This is a genomic window from Agrobacterium sp. NPDC090273, assembly GCF_044772305.1.
In the GTDB taxonomy this organism is placed as follows: domain Bacteria; phylum Pseudomonadota; class Alphaproteobacteria; order Rhizobiales; family Rhizobiaceae; genus Agrobacterium.
This window is the reverse complement of the sequence record NZ_JBIVYN010000001.1, coordinates 943,207-963,591: the sequence shown is the minus strand read 5'-3', so window position 1 is coordinate 963,591 and position 20,385 is coordinate 943,207. Positions and strand designations below refer to the sequence as shown.

At 58.6% G+C, this 20,385-nt stretch carries 20 protein-coding genes; 13 read left to right on the top strand and 7 right to left on the bottom strand.

Going from position 1 to position 20,385, the window contains the following annotated elements:
- The first annotated feature begins 297 nt into the window (after positions 1–297).
- Both ACIQT8_RS04780 and ACIQT8_RS04775 read left to right on the top strand, forming a co-directional pair.
- Complete coding sequence (locus ACIQT8_RS04780) at positions 298–666, top strand: Hpt domain-containing protein (protein ID WP_138795502.1); 369 nt, start codon at positions 298–300, stop codon at positions 664–666.
- A gap of 139 nt (positions 667–805) precedes the next feature.
- Positions 806–1,126: a 2Fe-2S iron-sulfur cluster-binding protein gene (locus ACIQT8_RS04775; protein ID WP_138795501.1), complete on the top strand. Its 321-nt coding sequence runs from the start codon at positions 806–808 to the stop codon at positions 1,124–1,126.
- 353 nt (positions 1,127–1,479) lie between these two features.
- On the opposite strand, the gene ACIQT8_RS04770 is transcribed toward ACIQT8_RS04775, so the two are convergent.
- Entirely contained in the window at positions 1,480–2,106 is a 627-nt protein-coding gene (locus ACIQT8_RS04770; protein WP_138795500.1) for a DUF922 domain-containing Zn-dependent protease, read from the bottom strand.
- A gap of 179 nt (positions 2,107–2,285) precedes the next feature.
- Here ACIQT8_RS04770 and folP point away from each other — a divergent pair, with 179 nt between their 5' ends.
- Genes folP through folK form a run of 3 tightly spaced genes read left to right on the top strand, consistent with a single transcriptional unit; the run spans position 2,286 to position 3,960 of the window.
- Positions 2,286–3,062, top strand: a complete 777-nt coding sequence (folP, locus tag ACIQT8_RS04765; protein WP_400964390.1) for a dihydropteroate synthase — start codon at positions 2,286–2,288, stop codon at positions 3,060–3,062.
- A gap of 15 nt (positions 3,063–3,077) precedes the next feature.
- Positions 3,078–3,443: a dihydroneopterin aldolase gene (folB, locus tag ACIQT8_RS04760; RefSeq protein WP_138795499.1), complete on the top strand. Its 366-nt coding sequence runs from the start codon at positions 3,078–3,080 to the stop codon at positions 3,441–3,443.
- 10 nt (positions 3,444–3,453) lie between these two features.
- Positions 3,454–3,960: a 2-amino-4-hydroxy-6-hydroxymethyldihydropteridine diphosphokinase gene (gene folK / locus ACIQT8_RS04755; RefSeq protein WP_400963991.1), complete on the top strand. Its 507-nt coding sequence runs from the start codon at positions 3,454–3,456 to the stop codon at positions 3,958–3,960.
- 25 nt (positions 3,961–3,985) lie between these two features.
- On the opposite strand, the gene ACIQT8_RS04750 is transcribed toward folK, so the two are convergent.
- The 4 genes from ACIQT8_RS04750 to ACIQT8_RS04735 form a co-directional block, all read right to left on the bottom strand.
- Positions 3,986–4,546, bottom strand: a complete 561-nt coding sequence (locus ACIQT8_RS04750) for a hypothetical protein (protein WP_262525413.1) — start codon at positions 4,544–4,546, stop codon at positions 3,986–3,988.
- 131 nt (positions 4,547–4,677) lie between these two features.
- The gene (locus tag ACIQT8_RS04745) at positions 4,678–5,757 is read right to left on the bottom strand and encodes a YcjF family protein (protein ID WP_138795496.1); all 1,080 of its coding nucleotides are present in this window, start codon (positions 5,755–5,757) and stop codon (positions 4,678–4,680) included.
- Positions 5,754–7,232, bottom strand: a complete 1,479-nt coding sequence (locus ACIQT8_RS04740; RefSeq protein ID WP_400963988.1) for a YcjX family protein — start codon at positions 7,230–7,232, stop codon at positions 5,754–5,756. Before ACIQT8_RS04740 ends, ACIQT8_RS04745 begins: the two co-directional genes overlap by 4 nt.
- A gap of 135 nt (positions 7,233–7,367) precedes the next feature.
- Complete coding sequence (locus tag ACIQT8_RS04735) at positions 7,368–7,883, bottom strand: SixA phosphatase family protein (RefSeq protein ID WP_400963986.1); 516 nt, start codon at positions 7,881–7,883, stop codon at positions 7,368–7,370.
- Between the two features lie 266 nt (positions 7,884–8,149).
- On the opposite strand from ACIQT8_RS04735, the gene dksA reads away from it, so the two are divergent.
- Complete coding sequence (gene dksA, locus ACIQT8_RS04730) at positions 8,150–8,569, top strand: RNA polymerase-binding protein DksA (RefSeq protein WP_138795493.1); 420 nt, start codon at positions 8,150–8,152, stop codon at positions 8,567–8,569.
- Positions 8,570–8,685: 116 nt separating this feature from the next.
- Here the strand turns inward: dksA and ACIQT8_RS04725 are convergent, their stop codons facing one another.
- On the bottom strand, positions 8,686–9,978 hold the full coding sequence (locus tag ACIQT8_RS04725; protein ID WP_400963984.1) for a flagellar biosynthetic protein FliO: 1,293 nt from the start codon (positions 9,976–9,978) through the stop codon (positions 8,686–8,688).
- 339 nt (positions 9,979–10,317) lie between these two features.
- Here ACIQT8_RS04725 and cckA point away from each other — a divergent pair, with 339 nt between their 5' ends.
- The 7 genes from cckA (at position 10,318) to ACIQT8_RS04690 (ending at position 19,448) form a co-directional block, all read left to right on the top strand.
- Entirely contained in the window at positions 10,318–12,906 is a 2,589-nt protein-coding gene (gene cckA, locus ACIQT8_RS04720; protein WP_262526131.1) for a cell cycle histidine kinase CckA, read from the top strand.
- Positions 12,907–13,205: 299 nt separating this feature from the next.
- Positions 13,206–13,559: an ATP-dependent Clp protease adapter ClpS gene (gene clpS, locus ACIQT8_RS04715; protein WP_138795491.1), complete on the top strand. Its 354-nt coding sequence runs from the start codon at positions 13,206–13,208 to the stop codon at positions 13,557–13,559.
- Between the two features lie 10 nt (positions 13,560–13,569).
- Entirely contained in the window at positions 13,570–16,086 is a 2,517-nt protein-coding gene (gene clpA / locus ACIQT8_RS04710; RefSeq protein WP_400963983.1) for an ATP-dependent Clp protease ATP-binding subunit ClpA, read from the top strand.
- A gap of 243 nt (positions 16,087–16,329) precedes the next feature.
- Positions 16,330–17,085, top strand: a complete 756-nt coding sequence (locus ACIQT8_RS04705) for an AzlC family ABC transporter permease (protein ID WP_400964388.1) — start codon at positions 16,330–16,332, stop codon at positions 17,083–17,085.
- Positions 17,082–17,432, top strand: coding sequence for an AzlD domain-containing protein (locus ACIQT8_RS04700; protein WP_400963981.1), 351 nt, complete (start codon positions 17,082–17,084; stop codon positions 17,430–17,432). The genes ACIQT8_RS04705 and ACIQT8_RS04700 overlap by 4 nt, the downstream gene beginning before the upstream one ends.
- 62 nt (positions 17,433–17,494) lie before the next feature.
- Positions 17,495–18,436, top strand: coding sequence for a phosphatase PAP2 family protein (locus ACIQT8_RS04695; protein ID WP_400964386.1), 942 nt, complete (start codon positions 17,495–17,497; stop codon positions 18,434–18,436).
- Between the two features lie 61 nt (positions 18,437–18,497).
- On the top strand, positions 18,498–19,448 hold the full coding sequence (locus tag ACIQT8_RS04690) for a phosphatase PAP2 family protein (protein ID WP_400963979.1): 951 nt from the start codon (positions 18,498–18,500) through the stop codon (positions 19,446–19,448).
- Here the strand turns inward: ACIQT8_RS04690 and ACIQT8_RS04685 are convergent.
- Positions 19,427–20,311, bottom strand: a complete 885-nt coding sequence (locus ACIQT8_RS04685) for a LysR substrate-binding domain-containing protein (protein WP_400963977.1) — start codon at positions 20,309–20,311, stop codon at positions 19,427–19,429. The two genes, ACIQT8_RS04690 and ACIQT8_RS04685, sit on opposite strands and share 22 nt — an antisense overlap.
- Between the last annotated feature and the right edge of the window lie 74 nt (positions 20,312–20,385).

Below are 20,385 nucleotides of genomic sequence, written 5' to 3'. Positions count from 1 at the left end.
AAAGCTTGAGCGAAAGCCTGGTCGGAACGGCAGTACCGTAGTGACACATTTGCGTCTTCGAAACAATTAATGCGGATTTGCAGAGAGGGCGAAGTGTCGGCTTTTTAACAGTATTTAAACCTCGGTCCCGCGCCGAATGCCTTGTTTCATATAAGTTTAGCATAAATTAACCATAGCGAAAGATTTTCACCAATGCCGCGCCGTAATTTAAGCCGATAGCACCGCCATACATGCGTAAATCCGGCACAGATGTGACGCAAAACAAGAAACGGCGAGACAGAAACAAGGAATTGAGACATGGCAGCGGTCAGTATTGCTTTCGAAGCTCCGGATAATTCCGGTGGCGCGGCTTCCGCCAGCACAAAGCCGATCGATTTTGTTCATCTTGCCCGTCAGACGATGGGTGACAAGGAACTGGAAATTGAAGTCCTGCAGCTTTTCAGCCGCAGCGCCCGCTCGGCATTGCACGAGCTGAATGGCGCTGATGCGACCGCCGTCAAGGCCATCGCACACCGGTTGAAGGGTGCCGCCGACGCGGTTGGCGCATTCGCCGTTTCCGCCGCCGCTGCCAAGCTCGAAGACAATGCAGGTGACGGCGCCGCCATGGCAAAGCTCGTGGCAGCCATCGTCGAAGCGGAAAATTTCGTTCTCAAGCTCTGCCGCTAAGCCGGGATTGATCGATTTTGTCAGGCCGGCCGGGCTTGGTACCGCTTCTGCGGGTTGCCAAGCGGAGCCGGCCTTTCTATGTGTTTAGAACAATTCTTAGAACACACCTCAGTCACAGAACACGACCTGGATCTCCGACATGACCAAACTGACCATCGTCGCCTTCGACGGCACGTCCCATGAACTTGATGTAAGCAACGGTTCCACCGTCATGGAGAATGCCGTGCGCAACTCCATTCCCGGTATCGATGCCGAATGTGGCGGTGCCTGTGCCTGTGCGACCTGTCATGTCTATGTCGATGATGCGTGGACCGAACGCGTCGGCGGCCCGGAGCCGATGGAAGAGGACATGCTCGACTTCGCGTTCGATGTGCGTCCGACGTCGCGTCTTTCCTGTCAGATCAAGATGAACGACGAGCTCGATGGTCTCGTCGTTCATGTGCCTGAGCGCCAGGGCTGATATCTGATTATTCCGCTTTGCGCACAAAGAACCCCGCTCGCCTGATTTGGGAGGAGAGCGGGGCAAGGTGGGTACGCAGCATGCAGGCGAGGGAGGAAACACCTGCGAGCCCTCAAGCGCGCACCGGGAGAACTGCTGTCGGATGTCTTATGCCGATGGTTTTGTTCGGCTTCTTCCTGAATTTCGTATTCTGGAAGCAGGCTACAATGAGTCTATTTGCGCGCGCCACGGTGAGAAGTTACCGGTAAAATCGGGCATGACGTAACGTAACGCCGCCTATGGCGCGGGCGCCAGAATGCGACGTTAAGTCTCTGATTTTTATGAGTTGATGGCGTGTTGTTCGCCGGCTTCCGTTACCGGCGGTTCTGGCCTTGCTCCAGGCGATGCTTCAATAGCCGCGTCATGCGCGCATCGAAGTTCTTCGATTCCACCACATCGAACCGGTACTGGTCCTTGTCATGCTCTTCCATGACGGTCTGGGTGATCTTTCCGGCCATTTCCTGCAGCTTGTCGCAGGATGACTGCGGCCGCATCGCCTTCAACTGGCGTTCGAGCGAACGTGCATAGGTTCGGGCGATTTCCGCGTGCCGTTCCTCGTGCCGTTTGATGTCGGCAAGCAGGGTATCCCAGATGAAGGCAAGTTCTGCCGTTGTACGGCGGCGGTTCTTCCATTGCGGCAGCAGGATGCGCGTGTTCAGCAACACCTTGGCCGTACCGACGCTGCAGAGTCCGTTTCGTTCGACATAGGTCACGTCGCCGCCGAACTTGATTTCCGTCGCACCCGGATGACGCGCGCCTGTCGCTTTCGTCAGTGGGCCACGCGCTGAAAGCTCCTTGTCCAGATCACCAGCCGTTTTGCCGCCAATCGAGAAATAGGAATAGCTTTTGCGCAGAACCGTTTCCGGAAATGCCGCTGTCGGCAAAGAAACGGCCAATGCGCCGGCAAGAATGGCGCAAAGGGCGCGTGTTGGTCTGGTCATTACCCGGCCTTCCGGTTGAATTCGAAAATCGTTTGCTGCATAGGCGGAGCGGAACTTATAAGACTTTGCATAACACTCCGTTATTCCTGAAAGGCTCGTGTTACGTGATAACAGCCAGCAGCAATGTGTGGCAAGCGGCCCATGGCCGCTCCCTGAAACTTGATGGACGTGGCCGTATTATGGCAATCGTCAATGCCACACCCGACTCGTTTTCCGATGGCGGCCGCTATCTCGCCGCCGATCAGGCGTTTTCTCACGCCATCAAATGTGTGGAAGAAGGCGCTGATATCATCGATATCGGCGGAGAATCGACACGTCCCGGTGCGGCTGATGTCACGGAGAGCGAAGAGCAGGACCGGATCTTGCCGGTGATCGAAAAACTGGTGCGCGAAAGCGACGTTCTGATCTCGGTCGATACATACCGCGCCTCGACGGCAAAGCGGGCCATCGAGGCAGGTGCCCACATCGTCAACGATGTCTTCGGTCTGCAGAAGGACGCTGACATGGCCGCTGTTGTGGCTGCGACTGGCGCAGGTGTCTGCATCATGCACACCGGTCGCGAACGGCAAAAGCTCGATGACGTCATCGAGGATCAGTTTGCGTTCCTCGATACTTCGCTTGAGATCGCCTCAAAGGCAGGTGTCGCCCGCGGCGCCATCGTTCTCGATCCCGGTTTCGGCTTTGCCAAGGACACGGATGAAAACGTGGAACTGATGGCGCGGTTTGGTGAACTCGATCCTTTCGGCCTGCCGATCCTGGCCGGAACGTCGCGCAAGCGTTTCGTCGGGTCGTTGACGGGCAGGGATGTTGCCACCGATCGCGATATTGGTACGGCGGCGACAACGGCGATCCTCAGAATGGCGGGAGCCTCTGTCTTCCGCGTCCACAATGTTGCCATGACACGCGACACGCTGGCGATTGCCGATGCGGTGTTCGCCCGCGTATCGAAGGCTTGAAGGGAAGGCTGACACATGAGCCGCTACACCATCGTACTGAAAAACTGTTCGTTCTTTGCCCGTCATGGCCTGCTGGAGCAGGAGGAGGTGCTGGGTCAGCGCTTCTTCGTCGATGCCGAGATGGAGGTCGAGGCCGGTGACGCACTGGAAACCGACTCGATTGAAAACACTGTCGATTACGGCGTTGCTTTCTCGGTCATTGAAAAAAGCGTCGTCGGACAGCGCCGTTATTTGATCGAGGCACTGGCAAACGATATCGCCAAGGCGCTGCGCGAACGTTATCCGCAGATCGTCTGGGTACGCATCACGGTGCGCAAGCCGTCGGCGCCGGTTCCGGGAATTCTCGATTACGCGCAAGTGAGTGTCGAGCATCATGCCTGAGGCAAGGCAGATGACAGTCGCCACGCTCGGGCTTGGCGGCAATATCGGTGATCCCAAGGCTGCGATGGCGCAGGCGCTGCACGATCTCGATGCGCGCGGCGATTGCCGGTTGCTGGCGGTTTCTGCGCTCTATCGCACGCCACCATGGGGCAAGACCGATCAGGCGGATTTTTTCAATTGCTGCGCCAGGATCGAGACGTCCTTGTCGCCGGAGGCGCTGCTGCAGACCTGCCTCGACATCGAAAAAAGCATGAAGCGGGTCAGGATCGAGCGCTGGGGTCCGCGCACCATCGATATCGACGTGCTGACCTATGGTAACGCACCTTACGTTGCGGAAACCATCGAGGTGCCGCATCCGCGCATGACCGAGCGCGCATTCGTTCTGATGCCGCTTGCCGATATCGCCCCCGACCTGCTGGTCAAGGGCCGCACGGTGAGCGACTGGCTGGAGGCTGTCGATACGGCCGGTATCGTCAAGGCAAACGAAAAGCGGGAGTGGTGGACACTCCCGCTTTGAAAATCGGATAAAGCCTGGTTTTCGCTTACGGCTTGATCGAGCCGACAGCCATCTGATCCACATCGCGTGCCAGCGTCAGGCCGATAACCGGAACCATCTGGTCGGCAACCTTGACCGAAATCGTGATGTTCATGGAGTTGTCGCTGGAAACGCGGGCAACCATGGCGCCATTGAGCTTTGCGCGGTTGATGCCGACAACCACCTTGTCGCCGCTGACCTGTCCCGAAATGATGTCCAGGCCCTTGCCTTCGGCGCCATCAAGGAACTTGCCCTCGTAGCTGCCACCCTTCTGGGCGATGACGGCGGACATCGGCTGGCTGAACACGCCCACGCGGCAGGTGCCGCCAAGCTTGATGCCGGTCTGCTTGTCTTCCAGCGGTTCGCCGGTCAGGTCGCAGGTGAATTTCGTGCCCTTGTACTTGCCGGCGACAATTTCGCCCGGTCCCTTCCAGCTTCCGGCAACGGAACGGAAGAACACGTCGTCACGGTCGCGCGAGGCAGCCTGAACGTCGGAAATTCCCAGGCCACCGCTGAAGGACATAGCGGCGGCAAGTCCGCCCAAAAGCGAAAAGAAGCGCGAATACATGATACTTTCCCCGGCGAAGAAGCCTTGTTCGATAAGGGGCAATCTACTGGCGGAATGGTTAATGAACGGTTTATTTGGCCTCGAAACAGCGCAAACTCCGTAACCTTTTGAACCGGTGGATGCCCTTGAAATCAGGCGTTTTCGCGGGTTTTTCCGCCAGTTAGGTCAGGGGTCAGATCGGAGACGAAATCACCGATGCCAGGACGTTTGACGGCCCTGAACGGCAGGGGACGGCAAAGATCCATCGCGGCAATGCCGATTCGTGCCGTCATCAGGCCGTTGATCACACCTTCGCCAAGACGGGCCGAAAGCTTGGAAGCAAGGCCGTGGCCCAGCACCTGCTGGGCAAGCCCGTCACCAACGGCAATCGAGCCCGTTACGGCAAGATGGGCGACAACGTCGCGCAACAGCCGCAACATGCCAAGCGTGCCGGGACGGCCGCCGTAAAGTTCGGCCATGGCGCGCACCAGACGCGTCACCTCGAACAGCACATAGGACAGATCGACGATGGCGCGCGGGCTGACGGCCGTTACCACCGAGACCCGTTTCGATGCATTGAGGATCAACGCACGCGCCTGCCGGTCGAGCGGAATGAGCAGCTCGCGCTCGGCAAGATCGATCAGATGCGGGCCGTCGATCACGTCATTGTCTGTTTCCTTCAGCGCTGCACGTCCCTTGGCCGTTTCGGCGCGATGCGACAGCACGGCATTGAGCCGCGCGACAATGGCACGGGCCGCAGTCGGGCTGCGCTCCAGGCTCGCCGCTTCGGCATCGGCCTTCAGCGCCTGCACGGCATTCAGCCGCATGATGCCGAAGACCTCCCGTCCGACGAGAACCAGAACGGCAAAAACGGCAAGGATCAGCGCGGCGCTTGCGGTGTAACCCAGCCAGTCGGAGCGGGTGAAGAGGTCGCGGACAAGCTGGTCCGCCCAAAGACCGAAGGCGAGCGAGAACAGCACGCCGAGCGCGCCGAGCGCGAGTTTTCCGAAGGAAAAGCGCGTCTTTTTAGGTGTGGCGACGGGCAAGGCGGTGGCATCGACGTCATCAGGGATCACGAACGGGTCATCTTCGTCCGGCGTCATTGTCACTTCGCTGGCAAAGCTCTGCGGTGCGCGCTTCTGCGTGGCGGTTGGCTTTTCCGTGCTTTCAGGTTCAAGCGTGAAGGCCGCGGGGCGACGTGTCTTTTGATCGCTGGGGGTAGGAAGCTTCATGCGAGCTTGTCTCCGAAAAGGAACTGCATGGCGCGGTCGAGCCGGATATGCGGTACGGAAAGCCGGATGCCACCGCTACCGGGTTCATCGACTGCGGGTGGGCGAAACCGCACCACGTTGACATCCGGCAGCGTTGCCTTGTCACCGTCCACATCGATGCTGCGAAACAGCGGTTCGGGATCATCGGGCAGGTCGCCGGGGAAAATGGCCGTCTTGCGATTGCCGTCGAAGGTTTCGCCGTTGATCGTTTCTCCGGCAATTGGCGTGCCGACGATCACGGGCAGATTATGGCCATCCTGGCGAACACTCGCTTCCTTGGTGGCGCGCACCGAGGCAAGCGCCATCACCTCGATGCCGGCGCCACTCATGCCGATGGTGGTGATCGCACGGTCGACAAGGCGGCGCGTCAGTCGCTCCAGCCGGTCGTGGCTTTCGTGGTGCAGATGGTCGGCCTTGGTGGCGGCAATCAGCACCTTGTCGATGCGCCGGCCCAGCAGGGACGACAACAGGCTGTTGGTGCCGGGCCGGAAGCAGGCCAGCACGTCGCCGAGCGCCCGTTCCAGATCCTGTACCGCCTCGGGACCGCGATTGACGGCCTGCAGCGTGTCGATCAGCACGATCTGCCGGTCGAGGCGGGCAAAGTGCTCGCGGAAGAACGGTTTGACGACAATTGATTTATAGGCGTCGTAACGCCGTTCCATCATGGCGCGCAGCGAACCCTTCGCAGCCTTTTCATCTGTCAGGCCCGGCAGCGGTGCAAAGGTCAGTGCCGGTGATCCCTCCAGATCGCCGGGCATCAGGAAGCGGCCGGGTGGCAGGGTGGAAAGCGAGCGTTCGTCGGACTTGCAGGCCTTGAGATAGGCCGAAAAGCTTTCCGCAAGCCGCCGCGCCGTCATTTCGTCGGCTGGTGCGTTGAGATCGAGCGAAGAGGCAATCGCCAGCCATTCACGCGCCAGTTCGGCACGCACTCCCGTCTTGGCCAGCGCCACTGTGCTGTCGCTGAAACTCTTGTAGTCCTGCGAAAGCAAAGGCAGGTCCAGCAACCATTCACCGGGATAATCGACGATGTCGATGGAAAGCTTGCCCGGAGAAAACCAGCGACCCCAGCCGCTTGCACTCTGGTAATCGAGCGTAATGCGCAGTTCGGAGATTGCGCGGGTCGAGTCGGGCCACAACCGGTCGCGCACCAGCGCCTGAATGTGATCTTCATACTGAAAGCGCGGAATGGCGTCGTCGGGCTGCGGCTCCAGCCGCGCATTGGAAACACGGCCGGACCGCATCGCTTCGAACAGCGGCAGGCGGCCGCCATTCAGCAGGTTATGGACCAGCGAAGAGATGAACACCGTCTTGCCGGCTCTTGAAAGACCGGTCACGCCAAGCCTCAGGGTCGGGTGGGTGAGGGTGCTTGCACGGTCGGCCAGATTGTCCAAAGCGACGAGCGCGCTGTCAGTCAGGGACGTAAATGAAGGCGGCAATGGCGGTTTCCCGTCTGGTTTCGATAGTTACGCCAACAATATAGGAAATTTTCGTGCCCAAAAAAGAAGCGGAATAACGGATTTTCACGTCATTTCCATGCCCCGGCCGCTTGGCTCGCCGTAAAGGTGCCGCCATTATTTTCCTGGCGAAACGAAGTCGACAAGCCGCCAGCGGCCTTTTCCGTTATAAGCGTCCTCAATGAAATCCAGGACCGCAAGACCGGCTGTCGGAAAGCCGGAGGGTAGCGCGGCGTGCAGAAGATCTTCGCCGATCAGCGCTTCAAGCGTGGCTTCCATCGTTGGATTATGGCCGACCAGCATCACCGATTTCGCCTCTTTCTGGGCGGCGATCAGGGCGAGGTAGATATCGACCTGCGCCTCATACATCTCGTCGACAAAGGAGACGCTGATCTCTTCGTTAAAAGCTCTTTGCCAGGCCTCTGTCGTCTGCCGACAACGCTCTGCCGTGGAAGACAGCAGTATGTCCGGATCGTAGCCCTTGTCGGCGGCAATATCGGCGACGATTTCCGCTTCGGCAAAACCGGATTCATTCAATCTGCGGTCGAAGTCGCGCTCGCCCGGAGCCGCCCAGGCGGCCTTTGCGTGGCGCAGAAGATAGATGCGGTACGGCGGAGAATCGATCTGAAGCATGGACCAGCATTCGAAACCAGAAAGGAGCAACTGCCATGCTACAAGATAGAGTTGTCAGCCCGCAAGTCCCTTCACCTTTCAGCAAGTCGCGTAAATGTGCGTGAAGAAGAGATCTGGGCGAAACGCAATAAAGGATAAAAATTAGTCATTTAGATGATTTTTGTGTCAGTTTTAAAAATGCCTGAAAACTGATCTGTAGACTTGAATCGATCTATATCATTGGAGTATACACCGCCACATTGAGATGTTCTTCGAGGAGAATCGCGTTGAGTGAGAAGATCGATCTTAGCAGCTATGTACTCTCGGAATCCGATGAGTTCATGAACGTCAATCAGCGGGCGTACTTTCGAGCGAAGCTGATTGCATGGAAGAACGACATCCTGAGAGAAGCGCGCGAGACGCTAGGCCATCTCGCGGAGGAAAGCGCCAATCATCCGGATCTTGCGGACAGGGCGTCTTCCGAAACAGACCGGGCAATCGAACTTCGTGCCCGTGACCGTCAGCGCAAGCTGATTTCCAAGATCGATGCCGCGCTCCAGCGCATTGACGACGGCACTTACGGATATTGCGAAGAAACTGGCGAGCCCATCGGACTGAAACGTCTGGATGCGCGACCGATCGCAACTCTGTCGATCGAGGCGCAGGAGCGTCACGAGCGTCGTGAGAAGGTCTACCGCGACGAATAAGTCACGGGCCTCCGGTTAAGGCCAACCAGACATCACAGAAAAGAAGGGCGCGGATTTCTGTCCGCGCCCTTTTTGTTTTCCTTCATGCTGAAGGCAGCAATGCGTTTCGGCATGCCTCAGCGATCGCGGGTGACGGAAAGCTCACCGAAGATACGCGCCATTTCCTTCTGCATGTCCTTTTCGGGCGTGGCACCCGTCATCGGCGGCTCTACGATCTCGGCCTTTACAGGTGCTTTCGGTGCTGGGGTGGCGTCATTGGACGCGGTTGCTGCCGCATCCTGGCCCTTGGCAATTTCCGCTTCGAGAAAGCTCTCGAAGTCGCTGGCAAGATCGTCGGAAAACTTCGGCTCGGCGTCGGAGGCAACGACGACGGCGTCCGGCCTGTCCACCGAGGGGGCCGGCTGTGTCAGTGTCGGAAGCACGCGCTCGCGCGCCGCATCGAGAAAATCGGCGGCGCTGGACTGGTCGATAACCGCTTCACGCGCTGTAAACAGTGCAGCTGGGTGTGGCGCTTCCGTCTCGACCGTTATCACTGGCTGCGGCGCGATCGAAACGACAGGTGCATCCACCTGCTTCGGCTCCGCGCTCTGCGCAGGCGTATCGATCACCGCGGCTGCGAGCGGCAGGGCGGCGGCGGCCTGAACGGCGACGGGCGGGCGAACAGGTGTCGCCACGTCCGGTGCAGGCCGGGCAGCGGCCGTTACCGGTGCCGATGCGACCGGAGACGAAACGGGTGCAGCCGCAGGGGTTGCAGCAGGCGCCGGTTGCGGGGCTTGCTGCGGAGCAGGGCGCGGAATGTCGCGCGCGACAACCGGTGGCGCGGGACGCGGAGCAGGCGGTACATCGCGCGCAACAGGCGCCGGGCGTGGCGGCTGCGGCGTTGCCGCTGCGGGCGCGCGGGCCACGGGTGCTGCAGGCTCTGCCCTCAATGGGCGTTTGGCCGGTTCTTCGGTCTGGAGAATCGGTGCGGCAGCAATGGAGGGTGCCGGAGACTGCTGCGGCAGGGCTTCGCGGCGTTCCTGCTGGATCGCATTCTCCTGCGCTTTCGTCTCGTTTTCTTGGCGAGGCAGCGACTTCAGCGGCAGTTCTTCGGGCTCGCGCACTTCCTTGACGATTGGGATCGCCCCGATACCGCTTTCGATGACGATGTCCGTTGGTCCACCAATCATGACCAGATGTTCGACATTGTCACGGCGCACCAGCACCAGCCTGCGACGCGCATCGACCGCTGTCGCATCCAGCACCTGCAGGCGCGGCTGGCGGTTTCGACCGCCGCGAATGAACGGCGCCGAACCGCTGCGTCTACGAATGATCCACAGCGCGATTGCCAGAAGAAGCAATGCAACACCGACGCCGACGACGGCGACGATCAGATTGTTTCCATAGGTGCCGATAAAATCGTCCATCATGGAGATCTTCCCTTTAGATTTTCTCGGGCAAAAAATGCCGTGTTTCTTTGTTTTACCGTGCGTTAGCAGGAAAAGACGATTTTTTTGGGTTCGTTACAAGTTTTATCCGCCCATGTCCCCACATTTGCAAAAAGCCTTGAAGCTTTATCCGGTTCCATCCGGTAAAAATCGCAAAATTCTTTGCTCCGAGGCGCTTTGGCTGTGCGTTTTTAAGTCTTTGTGTCGCAGCAGAGCTTTTTGATGTTTGAGCGAGTTGCTACAAGACAGTCTTTCTGCCCGATTCCGTAAAGGAACCGGGCCTTTCTGATGACGACGACCTGCACGATTGCGAGGCCAAAAATGACACGGGTGCGCCAGCCAAGCGACAACGACCTTCCTTTGGTGGACAGGCGTGCCCGGTCCGGCACGGTTCTGCGCATCCTGCTGCTTGCGCTGGTGCTGGTCGCCGCCGCCGCCGCCTTCGTCTATTTCAAGGATTCGCTGGAAAACGAGATCGTGCTCGGCATTCTCGGCGTGCTGGCCATGATGGGGATATTCTTCCTCGTCTCGTCGATCATCGGCTTTATCGAGGTGATGCCGCAGTCGCGCTCCGATGGTCTGGCCCGCCGTTTCCTCTCCGCTCATCCGGATGGAACGCTGATTACCGATGCCAAGGGCCGCATGGTCTATGCCAACGCCACCTATTGCCGCATGACCGGCACGACCAAGGCGAGTGACATTCAGAGCCTGGAAACCCTGCTGTCGCGCAGCCGGGAATCGACCGAGGCGCTTTACCGCCTGATCAATCTTCTGCGGGAAGGCCGCGACGGTTACGAGGAGTTCCGGCTTCTGAAGCCGTTGAGCGAAAACGCCACCAATGGCGGACCGCACTGGTATCGCCTGAAGGGCCGCGTGCTCAAGGATGCCGGTGACGAAGACCTGCATGTCTTCCAGATCGCCGATATCACCCCCGAGCGCGAAGACCAGGAACGATTCTTCCGCGAACTGCAGAACGCCATCGATTATCTCGACCATGCGCCGGCCGGTTTCTTCTCCGCCGGCCGCAAGGGCGAAATCGTCTATCTGAATGCCACGCTGTCGGAATGGCTGGGCATCGATCTTGCGCAGTTCTCACCGGGGTCCATGACCGTTTCGGATATCGTCGCGGGCGAAGGCATGGCTTTGATCGAATCCGTCCAGCCACAGAACAACGCCAAGCGCACTGAAATCCTCGATCTCGACATGCGCCGCGTCAACGGCCAGAGCATGCCGGCCCGTCTCGTGCATCAGGTGACAGCGCAGGATGGTGCACCGGGTGAAAGCCGAACTATCGTTCTGATGCGTCCGAAGGGTCATGAAGACGCCGAATCGTCTTCGGCGATGCGCTTCACGCGTTTCTTCAACAACACGCCGATGGCGATTGCCTCGCTGGACGGTGAAGGCCGCATTCTTCGGATCAATGCGCCATTCCTCAAGATGTTCTCGGGCGTTGTCGGCCGTGACGACATCGATCGCGGCATCGCGTTCGAAACGGTCATCAATGATACCGAGAAGACACGCCTCAAGGATGCGCTGGCCGAGGCGAGGGATCGCCAGGGCGATATCGCGCCGTTCGATTCCCGCCATCCGACTGACGAGGGCCGCCATTTCCGTTTCTACGTCAATGCGGTGATCGACCAGGACGATGAAGCGCCTGAAGAAATCGCTATCGTCTACGCCATCGAAGTGACCGAGCAGAAGGCGCTCGAGACACAGATGGCACAGACGCAGAAAATGAATGCGGTCGGCACGCTGGCAGGCGGTATTGCGCACGACTTCAACAACGTTCTGACGGCGATCCTGCTTTCGTCAGACCACCTGCTGCTGCAGGCGCGTCCGGCCGATCCGAGCTTTGCCGACCTGATGGAAATCAAGCGCAACGCCAACCGCGCCGCGGTTCTGGTGCGCCAGCTCCTGGCCTTCTCGCGCAAGCAGACCATGCGTCCGGCGGTTCTCAATCTCACCGATGTGATCGGCGATCTGCGCATGCTGGTCGATCGATTGATCTCGGGTACCAACGTCAAGCTGGAAGTCGATTACGGTCGTGATCTCTGGCCGGTGAAGACCGACCTGTCGCAGTTCGAGCAGGTGCTTATCAACCTCTGCGTCAACGCGCGTGACGCGATGCCGAATGGCGGCAAGATCACCATTCGCACCCGCAATGTCGAAGCGCAGGAAGCGGCCGCGCTCGCGCGTCCGGATATTCCGGCAGAAGACATGGTCATGGTTGAAGTTGCCGATAATGGTACCGGCATTCCGCCCGAAATCATGGACAAGATTTTCGAGCCGTTCTTCACGACCAAGGAAGTGGGCAAGGGCACCGGCCTCGGCCTTTCGATGGTCTACGGCATCGTCAAGCAGTCCGGCGGTTACATCTATCCGGAATCGGAAGTGGGCAAGGGAACGGCGTTCCGCATCCTGCTGCCGCGCCATGTCGTCGAAGCGGTTCAGCCGGGCGCACTGGCATCCGAAGCCGTGGCCGCACCTGTTGCAGCGGTGGAAGCGGCCAAGGAAGAGCCTCTTGATCTGACTGGCAAGTCTGCCGTCGTTCTTCTCGTTGAAGACGAGGAAGCGGTGCGGCGCGGCGGAAAGCGCATGCTGGAAACGCGTGGTTATACCGTCCATGAGGCCGGTTCGGGCACCGAAGCGCTTGATGTGATGGAGGAATTGGGCGGCAAGGTGGACATCGTCGTCTCCGACGTGGTGATGCCGGAAATGGATGGCCCGTCGCTGCTGCGCGAATTGCGCAAGTCTCACCCCGATTTGAAATTCATCTTCGTTTCGGGTTACGCGGAAGATGCCTTTGCCAAGAACCTGCCGGCCGACGCCAAGTTCGGCTTCCTGCCAAAGCCCTTCTCGTTGAAGCAACTCGCCGTTGCGGTGCGGGAAATGCTCGACAACAAGGACTGATGCGAATCTCCTGGTGGCAATGCTTGACGATGGGGCCGCTCAGTCGGCCCCTTTTTCGTTTTCGCGTGTATTTTTCAGGTGTGCCGGATGGGCGGGCCGGTGCGATGGCGCACGAATGCGGCAGCCCTTCGCCGTCATCTGCAAATTTCCTGAAGTTTGCCTCTTCGCAAACGCAATAGTGATTGCAGTGTTTCGCAAGGGGCTTAAAATCACCGATGAACGACCTAGATATGGAGAGGCGAAGTTCTCCCTCCTGGCATGAGCCGACGGTTTGAGAACAGTTTGGAGAATGATGAAAGATGATCGCTAAGCCGATCTATATGCAGGGCGAAGGCGAAGGGGAGGGCGACGGTTCCAACCGTGGAACGTCCGTTATCACCCGCGTTAAACCTAAGACGAAAAGACCAAATCTGTACCGTGTTCTTTTGCTGAATGACGACTATACTCCAATGGAATTCGTCATTCACATTCTGGAGCGTTTTTTCCAGAAGGATCGCGAAGCAGCAACCCGCATCATGCTGCATGTCCATCAGCATGGGGTGGGGGAATGCGGAGTGTTTACATATGAGGTCGCAGAGACGAAAGTAAGCCAGGTCATGGATTTCGCCCGACAGCACCAGCATCCGCTGCAGTGCGTCATGGAAAAGAAATGAGGATCGCAACGTGCCAACTTTTTCCCCAAGTCTCGAGAAGGCGCTGCACCAGGCACTGACCTTTGCAAATGAGCGTCACCACGAATATGCGACGCTTGAACATCTTCTTCTGGCGCTGATCGATGATGCGGACGCAGCCGCCGTTATGGCCGCTTGCAATGTAAATCTCGATGCGCTGCGCAAGACTGTCAGCGACTACGTCGATAATGAGCTTGCCAATCTGGTGACCGGTTACGATGAAGACTCCAAGCCAACCTCCGGCTTCCAGCGGGTCATTCAGCGGGCGGTCATTCATGTCCAGTCTTCCGGCCGCGAGGAAGTGACCGGCGCCAACGTGCTCGTCGCCATTTTCGCCGAGCGCGAAAGCCACGCTGCCTACTTCCTGCAGGAGCAGGAAATGACCCGTTACGATGCGGTCAACTACATTTCGCACGGTATCGGCAAACGCCCGGGCACGTCGCAGACGCGCACCCCGCGTGGCACCGAGGAAACCGAAGGCGAAAACAAGGCCACTCGCAACAACAATCAGGAAGAAGAAGGTCCTTCTTCCAAGAAGCAGCAGGATGCTCTCAAGGCTTACTGCGTCAACCTCAATGAAAAGGCCCGCAACGGCAAGATCGATCCGCTGATCGGTCGCCATGAAGAGGTCAATCGCACGATCCAGATCCTGTGCCGCCGTTCCAAGAACAACCCGCTTTACGTGGGTGATCCAGGCGTCGGTAAAACGGCAATTGCCGAAGGTCTGGCCAAGCGTATCGTTGAAGGCAAGGTTCCCGAAGCGCTGAAGAACGACACGATCTTCTCGCTCGACATGGGCACGCTTCTGGCCGGCACCCGCTATCGCGGTGATTTCGAAGAACGTCTGAAGCAGGTCGTCAAGGAACTCGAAGAGTTTCCAGGTGCGGTTCTGTTCATTGACGAAATTCACACCGTTATCGGTGCAGGCGCCACGTCCGGTGGGGCCATGGATGCTTCAAACCTGCTGAAGCCGGCGCTGTCGTCGGGTGCGATCCGTTGCATCGGTTCGACCACCTACAAGGAATATCGCCAGTTCTTCGAAAAGGACCGCGCGCTGGTGCGTCGTTTCCAGAAGATCGACGTCAACGAGCCGTCCATCGATGATGCCATCGAGATCATGAAGGGCCTGAAGCCCTATTTCGAGGATTACCATCACCTCAGATATTCCAATGAGGCGATCAAGGCGGCAGTCGAGCTTTCGGCACGGTATATCTCCGACCGCAAGCTGCCGGACAAGGCGATCGACGTGATCGATGAAACCGGTGCCGCACAGATGCTGCTGCCGGCTTCCAAGCGTCGCAAGCTGATTACCGAACGGGAAATCGAAGCGACGATCGCCACCATGGCCCGCATCCCGCCGAAAACGGTGTCCAAAGACGACGAGATGGTGCTTGCCAATCTCGAGCAGGAACTGCGTTCGGTCGTTTATGGTCAGGACACCGCCATCGAGGCGCTGTCGACGGCCATCAAGCTGGCGCGCGCCGGTCTTCGCGAACCGAACAAGCCGATTGGCTCCTATGTCTTCTCCGGCCCCACCGGCGTCGGCAAGACGGAAGTCGCCAAGCAGCTTGCCTCATCGCTTGGCGTGGAAATGCTGCGCTTCGACATGTCGGAATACATGGAGCGGCACACGGTTTCGCGTCTGCTCGGTGCACCTCCCGGCTATGTCGGCTTCGACCAGGGCGGTCTGTTGACCGATGGCGTCGATCAGCATCCGCACTCCGTTGTTCTGCTCGACGAAATCGAGAAGGCGCATCCGGATATCTACAACATTCTGTTGCAGGTCATGGATCACGGCTCGCTGACCGACCATAACGGCAAGAAGATCGACTTCCGCAACGTCATCCTGATCATGACGACCAATGCGGGCGCGTCCGAAATGCAGAAGTCGGCCATCGGCTTCGGTTCGTCTCGTCGCACGGGTGAGGATGAAGAGGCGATCAACCGCCTGTTCACGCCGGAATTCCGCAACCGTCTGGATGCGATCATTCCGTTCTCGCCGCTGCCGACCGCTGTCATCCACAAGGTCGTGCAGAAGTTCGTCATGCAGCTCGAAACGCAGCTTTCCGAACGCAACGTCACGTTCGACCTGCACGAAGATGCCGTGTCCTGGCTGGCGGAAAAGGGTTACGATGAGAAGATGGGCGCCCGTCCATTGTCCCGCGTGATCCAGGAAAACATCAAGAAGCCGCTCGCCAACGAAATCCTCTTCGGCAAGCTGAAGAAGGGCGGTGTCGTCAGCGTCACCGTTGGCAAGAAGGAAGACGGAACCGACGGCTTGATCCTCGAGGTGTTGCCGGAAACGGCACCCGTCAAGCCAAAGCCGGAAGCGGAACTGAAGGCTGCCAAGTCGCCGGCCAAAACGGCAAAGGGCAAGTCCAAGTCTGCCTCCAAGGCGGCCAAGGCCGAACAGGCTGACGTACTGACGCTCGACGCGGACAAGTCGGAAGAGACTCAAAGTCCGCGCCGCAAGGCGAACGCGGTTCCGAAGGTTCCGAAAAAGAAGTGATATCGATCGCTTGATCGACAAGAGGATGCCGGGCTCAATGCCCGGCATTTTCGTTTCTGCGAAGCTGCTGCCTGAGATAAATCTGGGCGTTGCCGATCGGGCGGCATTCACACGGCTCCGTCCGTGCCCTTGGCCAAAGACGATTGTTTCCGGCCGTCCCTTCGGTTATGCCCTTGGCCAACCGCCTCTGTCCCGCCGGAAATCCCCTCGGCAGAACGAGCAAGGAAGCGTATCTTCATGGCCATGCAATCCGAAAGCGATCAGGTTTCCCTGGGTCACTGGTTCCTCCGGGGCATGAGGGGTATTTTTTCCCTGCCGTCCTTCATCCTCATGACGTCCTTTGTCGGCTTCAGCGCCTTTGCGCTGGAATCGGGTGTCAACAGGGGCGAGGCCGTGTTCATGACGCTGATGATTTGGGCTTTGCCGGCCAAGATGATCCTGATCGGCTCCATGGTCGGCGGCGCCAATCTCGCCGCCTGCTTTCTGGCGGTGACGCTCTCATCGGTCAGAATGATGCCGATGGTGGCCTCGATCGTTCCGGAAATGCGCGGCGCGAAAACCCCGACCTGGTTGTTGCTGTTCCTATCGCATTTCGTCGCCATCACCGCCTGGGTTTTTGCCACGCAAAATCTCTCGAACGTGCCGCGCGAGGGCCGTGCCGCCTGGTTTGCGGGCTTCGGCATGACGCTCACCCTCGTCAACACGCTGATCGTCGGCCTTTGCTACGGTGTCGTCGCGGCCTTCCCGCCTCTGGTGGCTGGCGTACTGTTCTTCCTGACACCGGTCTATTTCATCGCTTCCATCTGGGCCTCGGCCCGCCACTCCGTCGTCAAGGTCGCCTTTGTGGTGGGCGTCATTGCCGGGCCCTTATTCGCGATCATCACACCGGAGTTCGATATTCTTTATGCCGGGATTGGTGGTGGCACCTTCGCCTATCTGGTCGATCGCTTTCTCTTTCGCCGCAAGATCGTGCCTGTCTCGCCGGAAGGAGAACCGTGATGACCGATCAATGGTGGGCGCCCTACGTTTTCATCGCCATTGCCGGATGGCTGGCAACCGATCTCTGGCGCTGGCTCGGCGTTCTCGCCGGCAACCGGCTGAAGGAGGATTCGGAGGCGTTGTCGTGGGTGAGGGCGGTCGCCACTGCCCTCGTCATGGCCGTCACAGCCAAGCTGATTGTTTTTCCGACCGGCTCGCTTGAGGCGTCGCCTGTCTGGCTAAGGGTCGGCGCCGCCACTCTCGGCTTCGCCACCTTCCTTGCCGCCGGTCAACGCGTTCTGGTCGGTGTGGCAGCCCCCATTATTTTTCTGGCTGCGGGGCTGTTTATACTGGGTTTTGGTGCCTGACTTTATCTGAATATTAAATTCCAGGTTCTCGCTTTCGGATGTTTTAGTCAGGAATTTTCAGTATAAAATTATTTGCCGCGGAACGTTTTGTTCTGAGTATCATTTTGTCTTTGTTTCTGATTGATGCCGTTTTGATTGTCGTCAAAGATGTCAATTTCGATTTCGCCGGATATCTTGTTTGCGTGTTGCTTGGTGGTGGCATTTTTATACTTGGCCAGTTTTATCGAAAAACCGGACGCGACCTGCGTATCGCAACGGCGTTGATTTCGGCGGGATTGTTCATTCTGTTCACTCTGGTGGCATCCGTTTTCAACTACATGTTCCTGCCGGTTCACTTTCCGGCCATCGATCCGCTGCTCATGCGCATCGATGCCGCATTCGGTTATAGCTGGCCGGATGTCGTCACCTGGGCGGCGACCTACCCATGGATCGGTACTGGCCTTTTCGTGGTCTATGGAACGTCGCTGATACAGCTTCTCCTGATCGTCATCATGCTCGGCTTCACCGGCCGAGACCGTATGCTGCACCATTTCCTTGTCACAGGTGTCTTGGGGGCGCTGGCAAGCATCCTGTTCTGGATCGTCTTCCCGACCTACGGTGCCAAGGCTTACCACGAACTGCCTTTATGGGTGTCCGAAGCCATCCCTATGGCGGTCAATCCTGCCTGTGGCCGTGAGTTGATGCGGCTCGGGCAGGAGGGCATGAGCTATCTGACACCTGCGGATGTCCTCGGTCTCATCGGCTTCCCATCGTTTCACATCTTCATGGTCTGGTTCGTGCCCCGGCATTGGCTTTTCATGGCGGTTATCTGGACACTGAACGTGCTGATGCTGCCTGCCGTTCTGGTTCAGGGTGGCCATCATCTCTCGGATATCTTCGGCGGACTTGCCGCCTTCGCCATTGTCTGCCCGCTGTCGGCATGGCTCCTGAACTGGATGGATGCCCGATCTCATCAAGCTGGCGCTGTTCCAGATGGGATCGTTCCCGTGGGGCTTTCAGGATAAGCCTTATCCGAATTTTAAACCCCCTGTTCTAGACTGTGGTCATTCGAACAGGGGCTCGATCATGAAACTCTTCCCTGCAGAACGGTTTGTTCTGTCCATCATCGTTGCGCTGTTTGTGATCGACGCGACGTTGATCACGCTGAAAGGCATTCGTATCGACTATGCCGGATACCTGGTCTGCGGGCTGCTCGGCAGCGGCGTTTTCATACTCGGTCAGTTCTATCGCAACAGCGGCCGCGATCTGCACATAGCCGCCGCGCTGACCTCGGCGGGTCTGTTCGTCCTGTTCACGCTTGTCGCTTCTGTCTTTAACTACATGTTCCTGCCGGTCCGTTTTGCAATTGTTGATCCCCTGCTTTTCCGGATCGATGAGGCTCTCGGCTATAGCTGGCCCGATGTGGTGACCTGGTCTGCGACCCATCCGTTGGTCGCCAAGATTCTCTATGCCGTTTACGCGACATCCTTGCCGCAGCTTTTGCTGATCGTTATCACGCTCGGCTTTACCGGCAGGCGTGCTTCGCTTCACCACTTCCTCGTGACCGGTGTGCTGGGTGCACTCACCTGTGTCATCTTCTGGATATTTTTCCCGACTTTGGGCCCCTCCGCATATCAGACATTTCCGCAATGGGTGACGCAGGTCATCCCTCTGGCGGTTGATGCAGGCTACGGTCGGGAACTGGTTCGTCTCGCCTATGAAGGTGTCGTCTATCTCACGCCGAAAGACACGCTCGGCCTGATCGGCTTTCCGTCGTTCCACATCGTCATGGCGGCGATGTCTGTCTGGTTCGTGCCGCGCCATTGGGCGTTCAGAGCGGTGATCTGGCCGTTGAATGCCCTGATGCTGCCGGCCGTTCTGGTACAGGGTGGTCACCACCTTGTGGACATTGCTGGTGGTTTACTGGTGTTTGCCATCATCTGCCCGGTTTCGGCGTGGCTGCTGAACCGCATGGCGGAGCGGGAAAAGGCGCGCAGGGCACCTTTTTCCCAGTCTCAAGCTCTGGCAACCAAATAACCGTCCAGCTGGTCCTGTGCCTCCCGAACGAGCCAGTCGAACAGCCGTTTTGCTGGGGCTGTCATGGCCTCTGGCGCCACCAGCCAGTAATATTTGTCCTGATCAGACGCCTGATCGAACAGCACGCTCAGACGACCAATCGCTATCTCGTTCCGCATCAACTCCGTCGGGCATAGTCCAACACCCTGTCCGGCTTTCAAGGCTGTCAGAAGCAGATTGAAATCGGCAAAGATCGGTCCCGTGTTTTGGGGGCTGAGTGTTCCCACCGCTGCGAACCAGTCCCGCCAGGCCGCCTCGGTCTCGTCATGCAGAAGTTCCGCCTTCGAGAGCCTCGCAATATCCTTGATCGGTCCGAAGTTTTCGAGATAGGCGGGCGCGCAGGTTGGCCTGGTTGCGGCACTGAACAGCGCCACTGCGCTCTCCGTCGGTCGTCTGCCGTGCAGGATGGTCAGGTCGGCCGGCGCGGATATGCCCGTCGTCGAATAGCTGATTGAAACCTGGATATCAGGATGAAGTGCGCGGAAGCGTGGCAGGCGAGGCGTCAGAAAATATGCCACCACGGAAGGCAGGCTGGCCAGTCGCACGACTGCGCGCTGTTTGCGTCCGCGGATCTCTTCGGCAGATACTGCAACCTGCCGCAGGCTTGCGGAGGCCGTGGCTCCAAACTCGCGTCCTGCCGCGGTCAGTCGAACACCGCGCGCCTGCCGTTCAAACAGCGGTTCGCCCAGCCATTGCTCCAGTGTACGGACATGCTGGCTGATGGCGGCGGCGCTCATGCTCAGTTCCGCCGCAGCGCCTGCGAAACTTTCGTGGCGGGCAGCAGCCTCAAAGGCCCGAAGGGCAGGGAGCGGAGGTAGTTTCATGATCTCCAAAGGCTAAGTCATACTTGTGCTCAGGGCAAGAAAAACCCGTCTTGTCAGGCCGTCTTGCACAGGGC

Excerpts from the sequence above, each read along its gene's own strand:
- clpS (WP_138795491.1), top strand. The coding sequence starts at position 13,206 with ATGATCGCTAAGCCGATCTATATGCAGGGCGAAGGCGAAGGGGAGGGC.
- ACIQT8_RS04780 (WP_138795502.1), top strand. The coding sequence starts at position 298 with ATGGCAGCGGTCAGTATTGCTTTCGAAGCTCCGGATAATTCCGGTGGC.
- ACIQT8_RS04705 (WP_400964388.1), top strand. The coding sequence starts at position 16,330 with ATGCAATCCGAAAGCGATCAGGTTTCCCTGGGTCACTGGTTCCTCCGG.
- ACIQT8_RS04725 (WP_400963984.1), bottom strand. The coding sequence starts at position 9,978 with ATGATGGACGATTTTATCGGCACCTATGGAAACAATCTGATCGTCGCC.
- ACIQT8_RS04735 (WP_400963986.1), bottom strand. The coding sequence starts at position 7,883 with ATGCTTCAGATCGATTCTCCGCCGTACCGCATCTATCTTCTGCGCCAC.
- folP (WP_400964390.1), top strand. The coding sequence starts at position 2,286 with ATGGCAATCGTCAATGCCACACCCGACTCGTTTTCCGATGGCGGCCGC.
- ACIQT8_RS04685 (WP_400963977.1), bottom strand. The coding sequence starts at position 20,311 with ATGAAACTACCTCCGCTCCCTGCCCTTCGGGCCTTTGAGGCTGCTGCC.
- ACIQT8_RS04750 (WP_262525413.1), bottom strand. The coding sequence starts at position 4,546 with ATGTATTCGCGCTTCTTTTCGCTTTTGGGCGGACTTGCCGCCGCTATG.
- ACIQT8_RS04690 (WP_400963979.1), top strand. The coding sequence starts at position 18,498 with ATGAAACTCTTCCCTGCAGAACGGTTTGTTCTGTCCATCATCGTTGCG.
- folK (WP_400963991.1), top strand. The coding sequence starts at position 3,454 with ATGACAGTCGCCACGCTCGGGCTTGGCGGCAATATCGGTGATCCCAAG.
- cckA (WP_262526131.1), top strand. The coding sequence starts at position 10,318 with ATGACACGGGTGCGCCAGCCAAGCGACAACGACCTTCCTTTGGTGGAC.
- ACIQT8_RS04775 (WP_138795501.1), top strand. The coding sequence starts at position 806 with ATGACCAAACTGACCATCGTCGCCTTCGACGGCACGTCCCATGAACTT.
- ACIQT8_RS04745 (WP_138795496.1), bottom strand. The coding sequence starts at position 5,757 with ATGAAGCTTCCTACCCCCAGCGATCAAAAGACACGTCGCCCCGCGGCC.
- folB (WP_138795499.1), top strand. The coding sequence starts at position 3,078 with ATGAGCCGCTACACCATCGTACTGAAAAACTGTTCGTTCTTTGCCCGT.
- ACIQT8_RS04770 (WP_138795500.1), bottom strand. The coding sequence starts at position 2,106 with ATGACCAGACCAACACGCGCCCTTTGCGCCATTCTTGCCGGCGCATTG.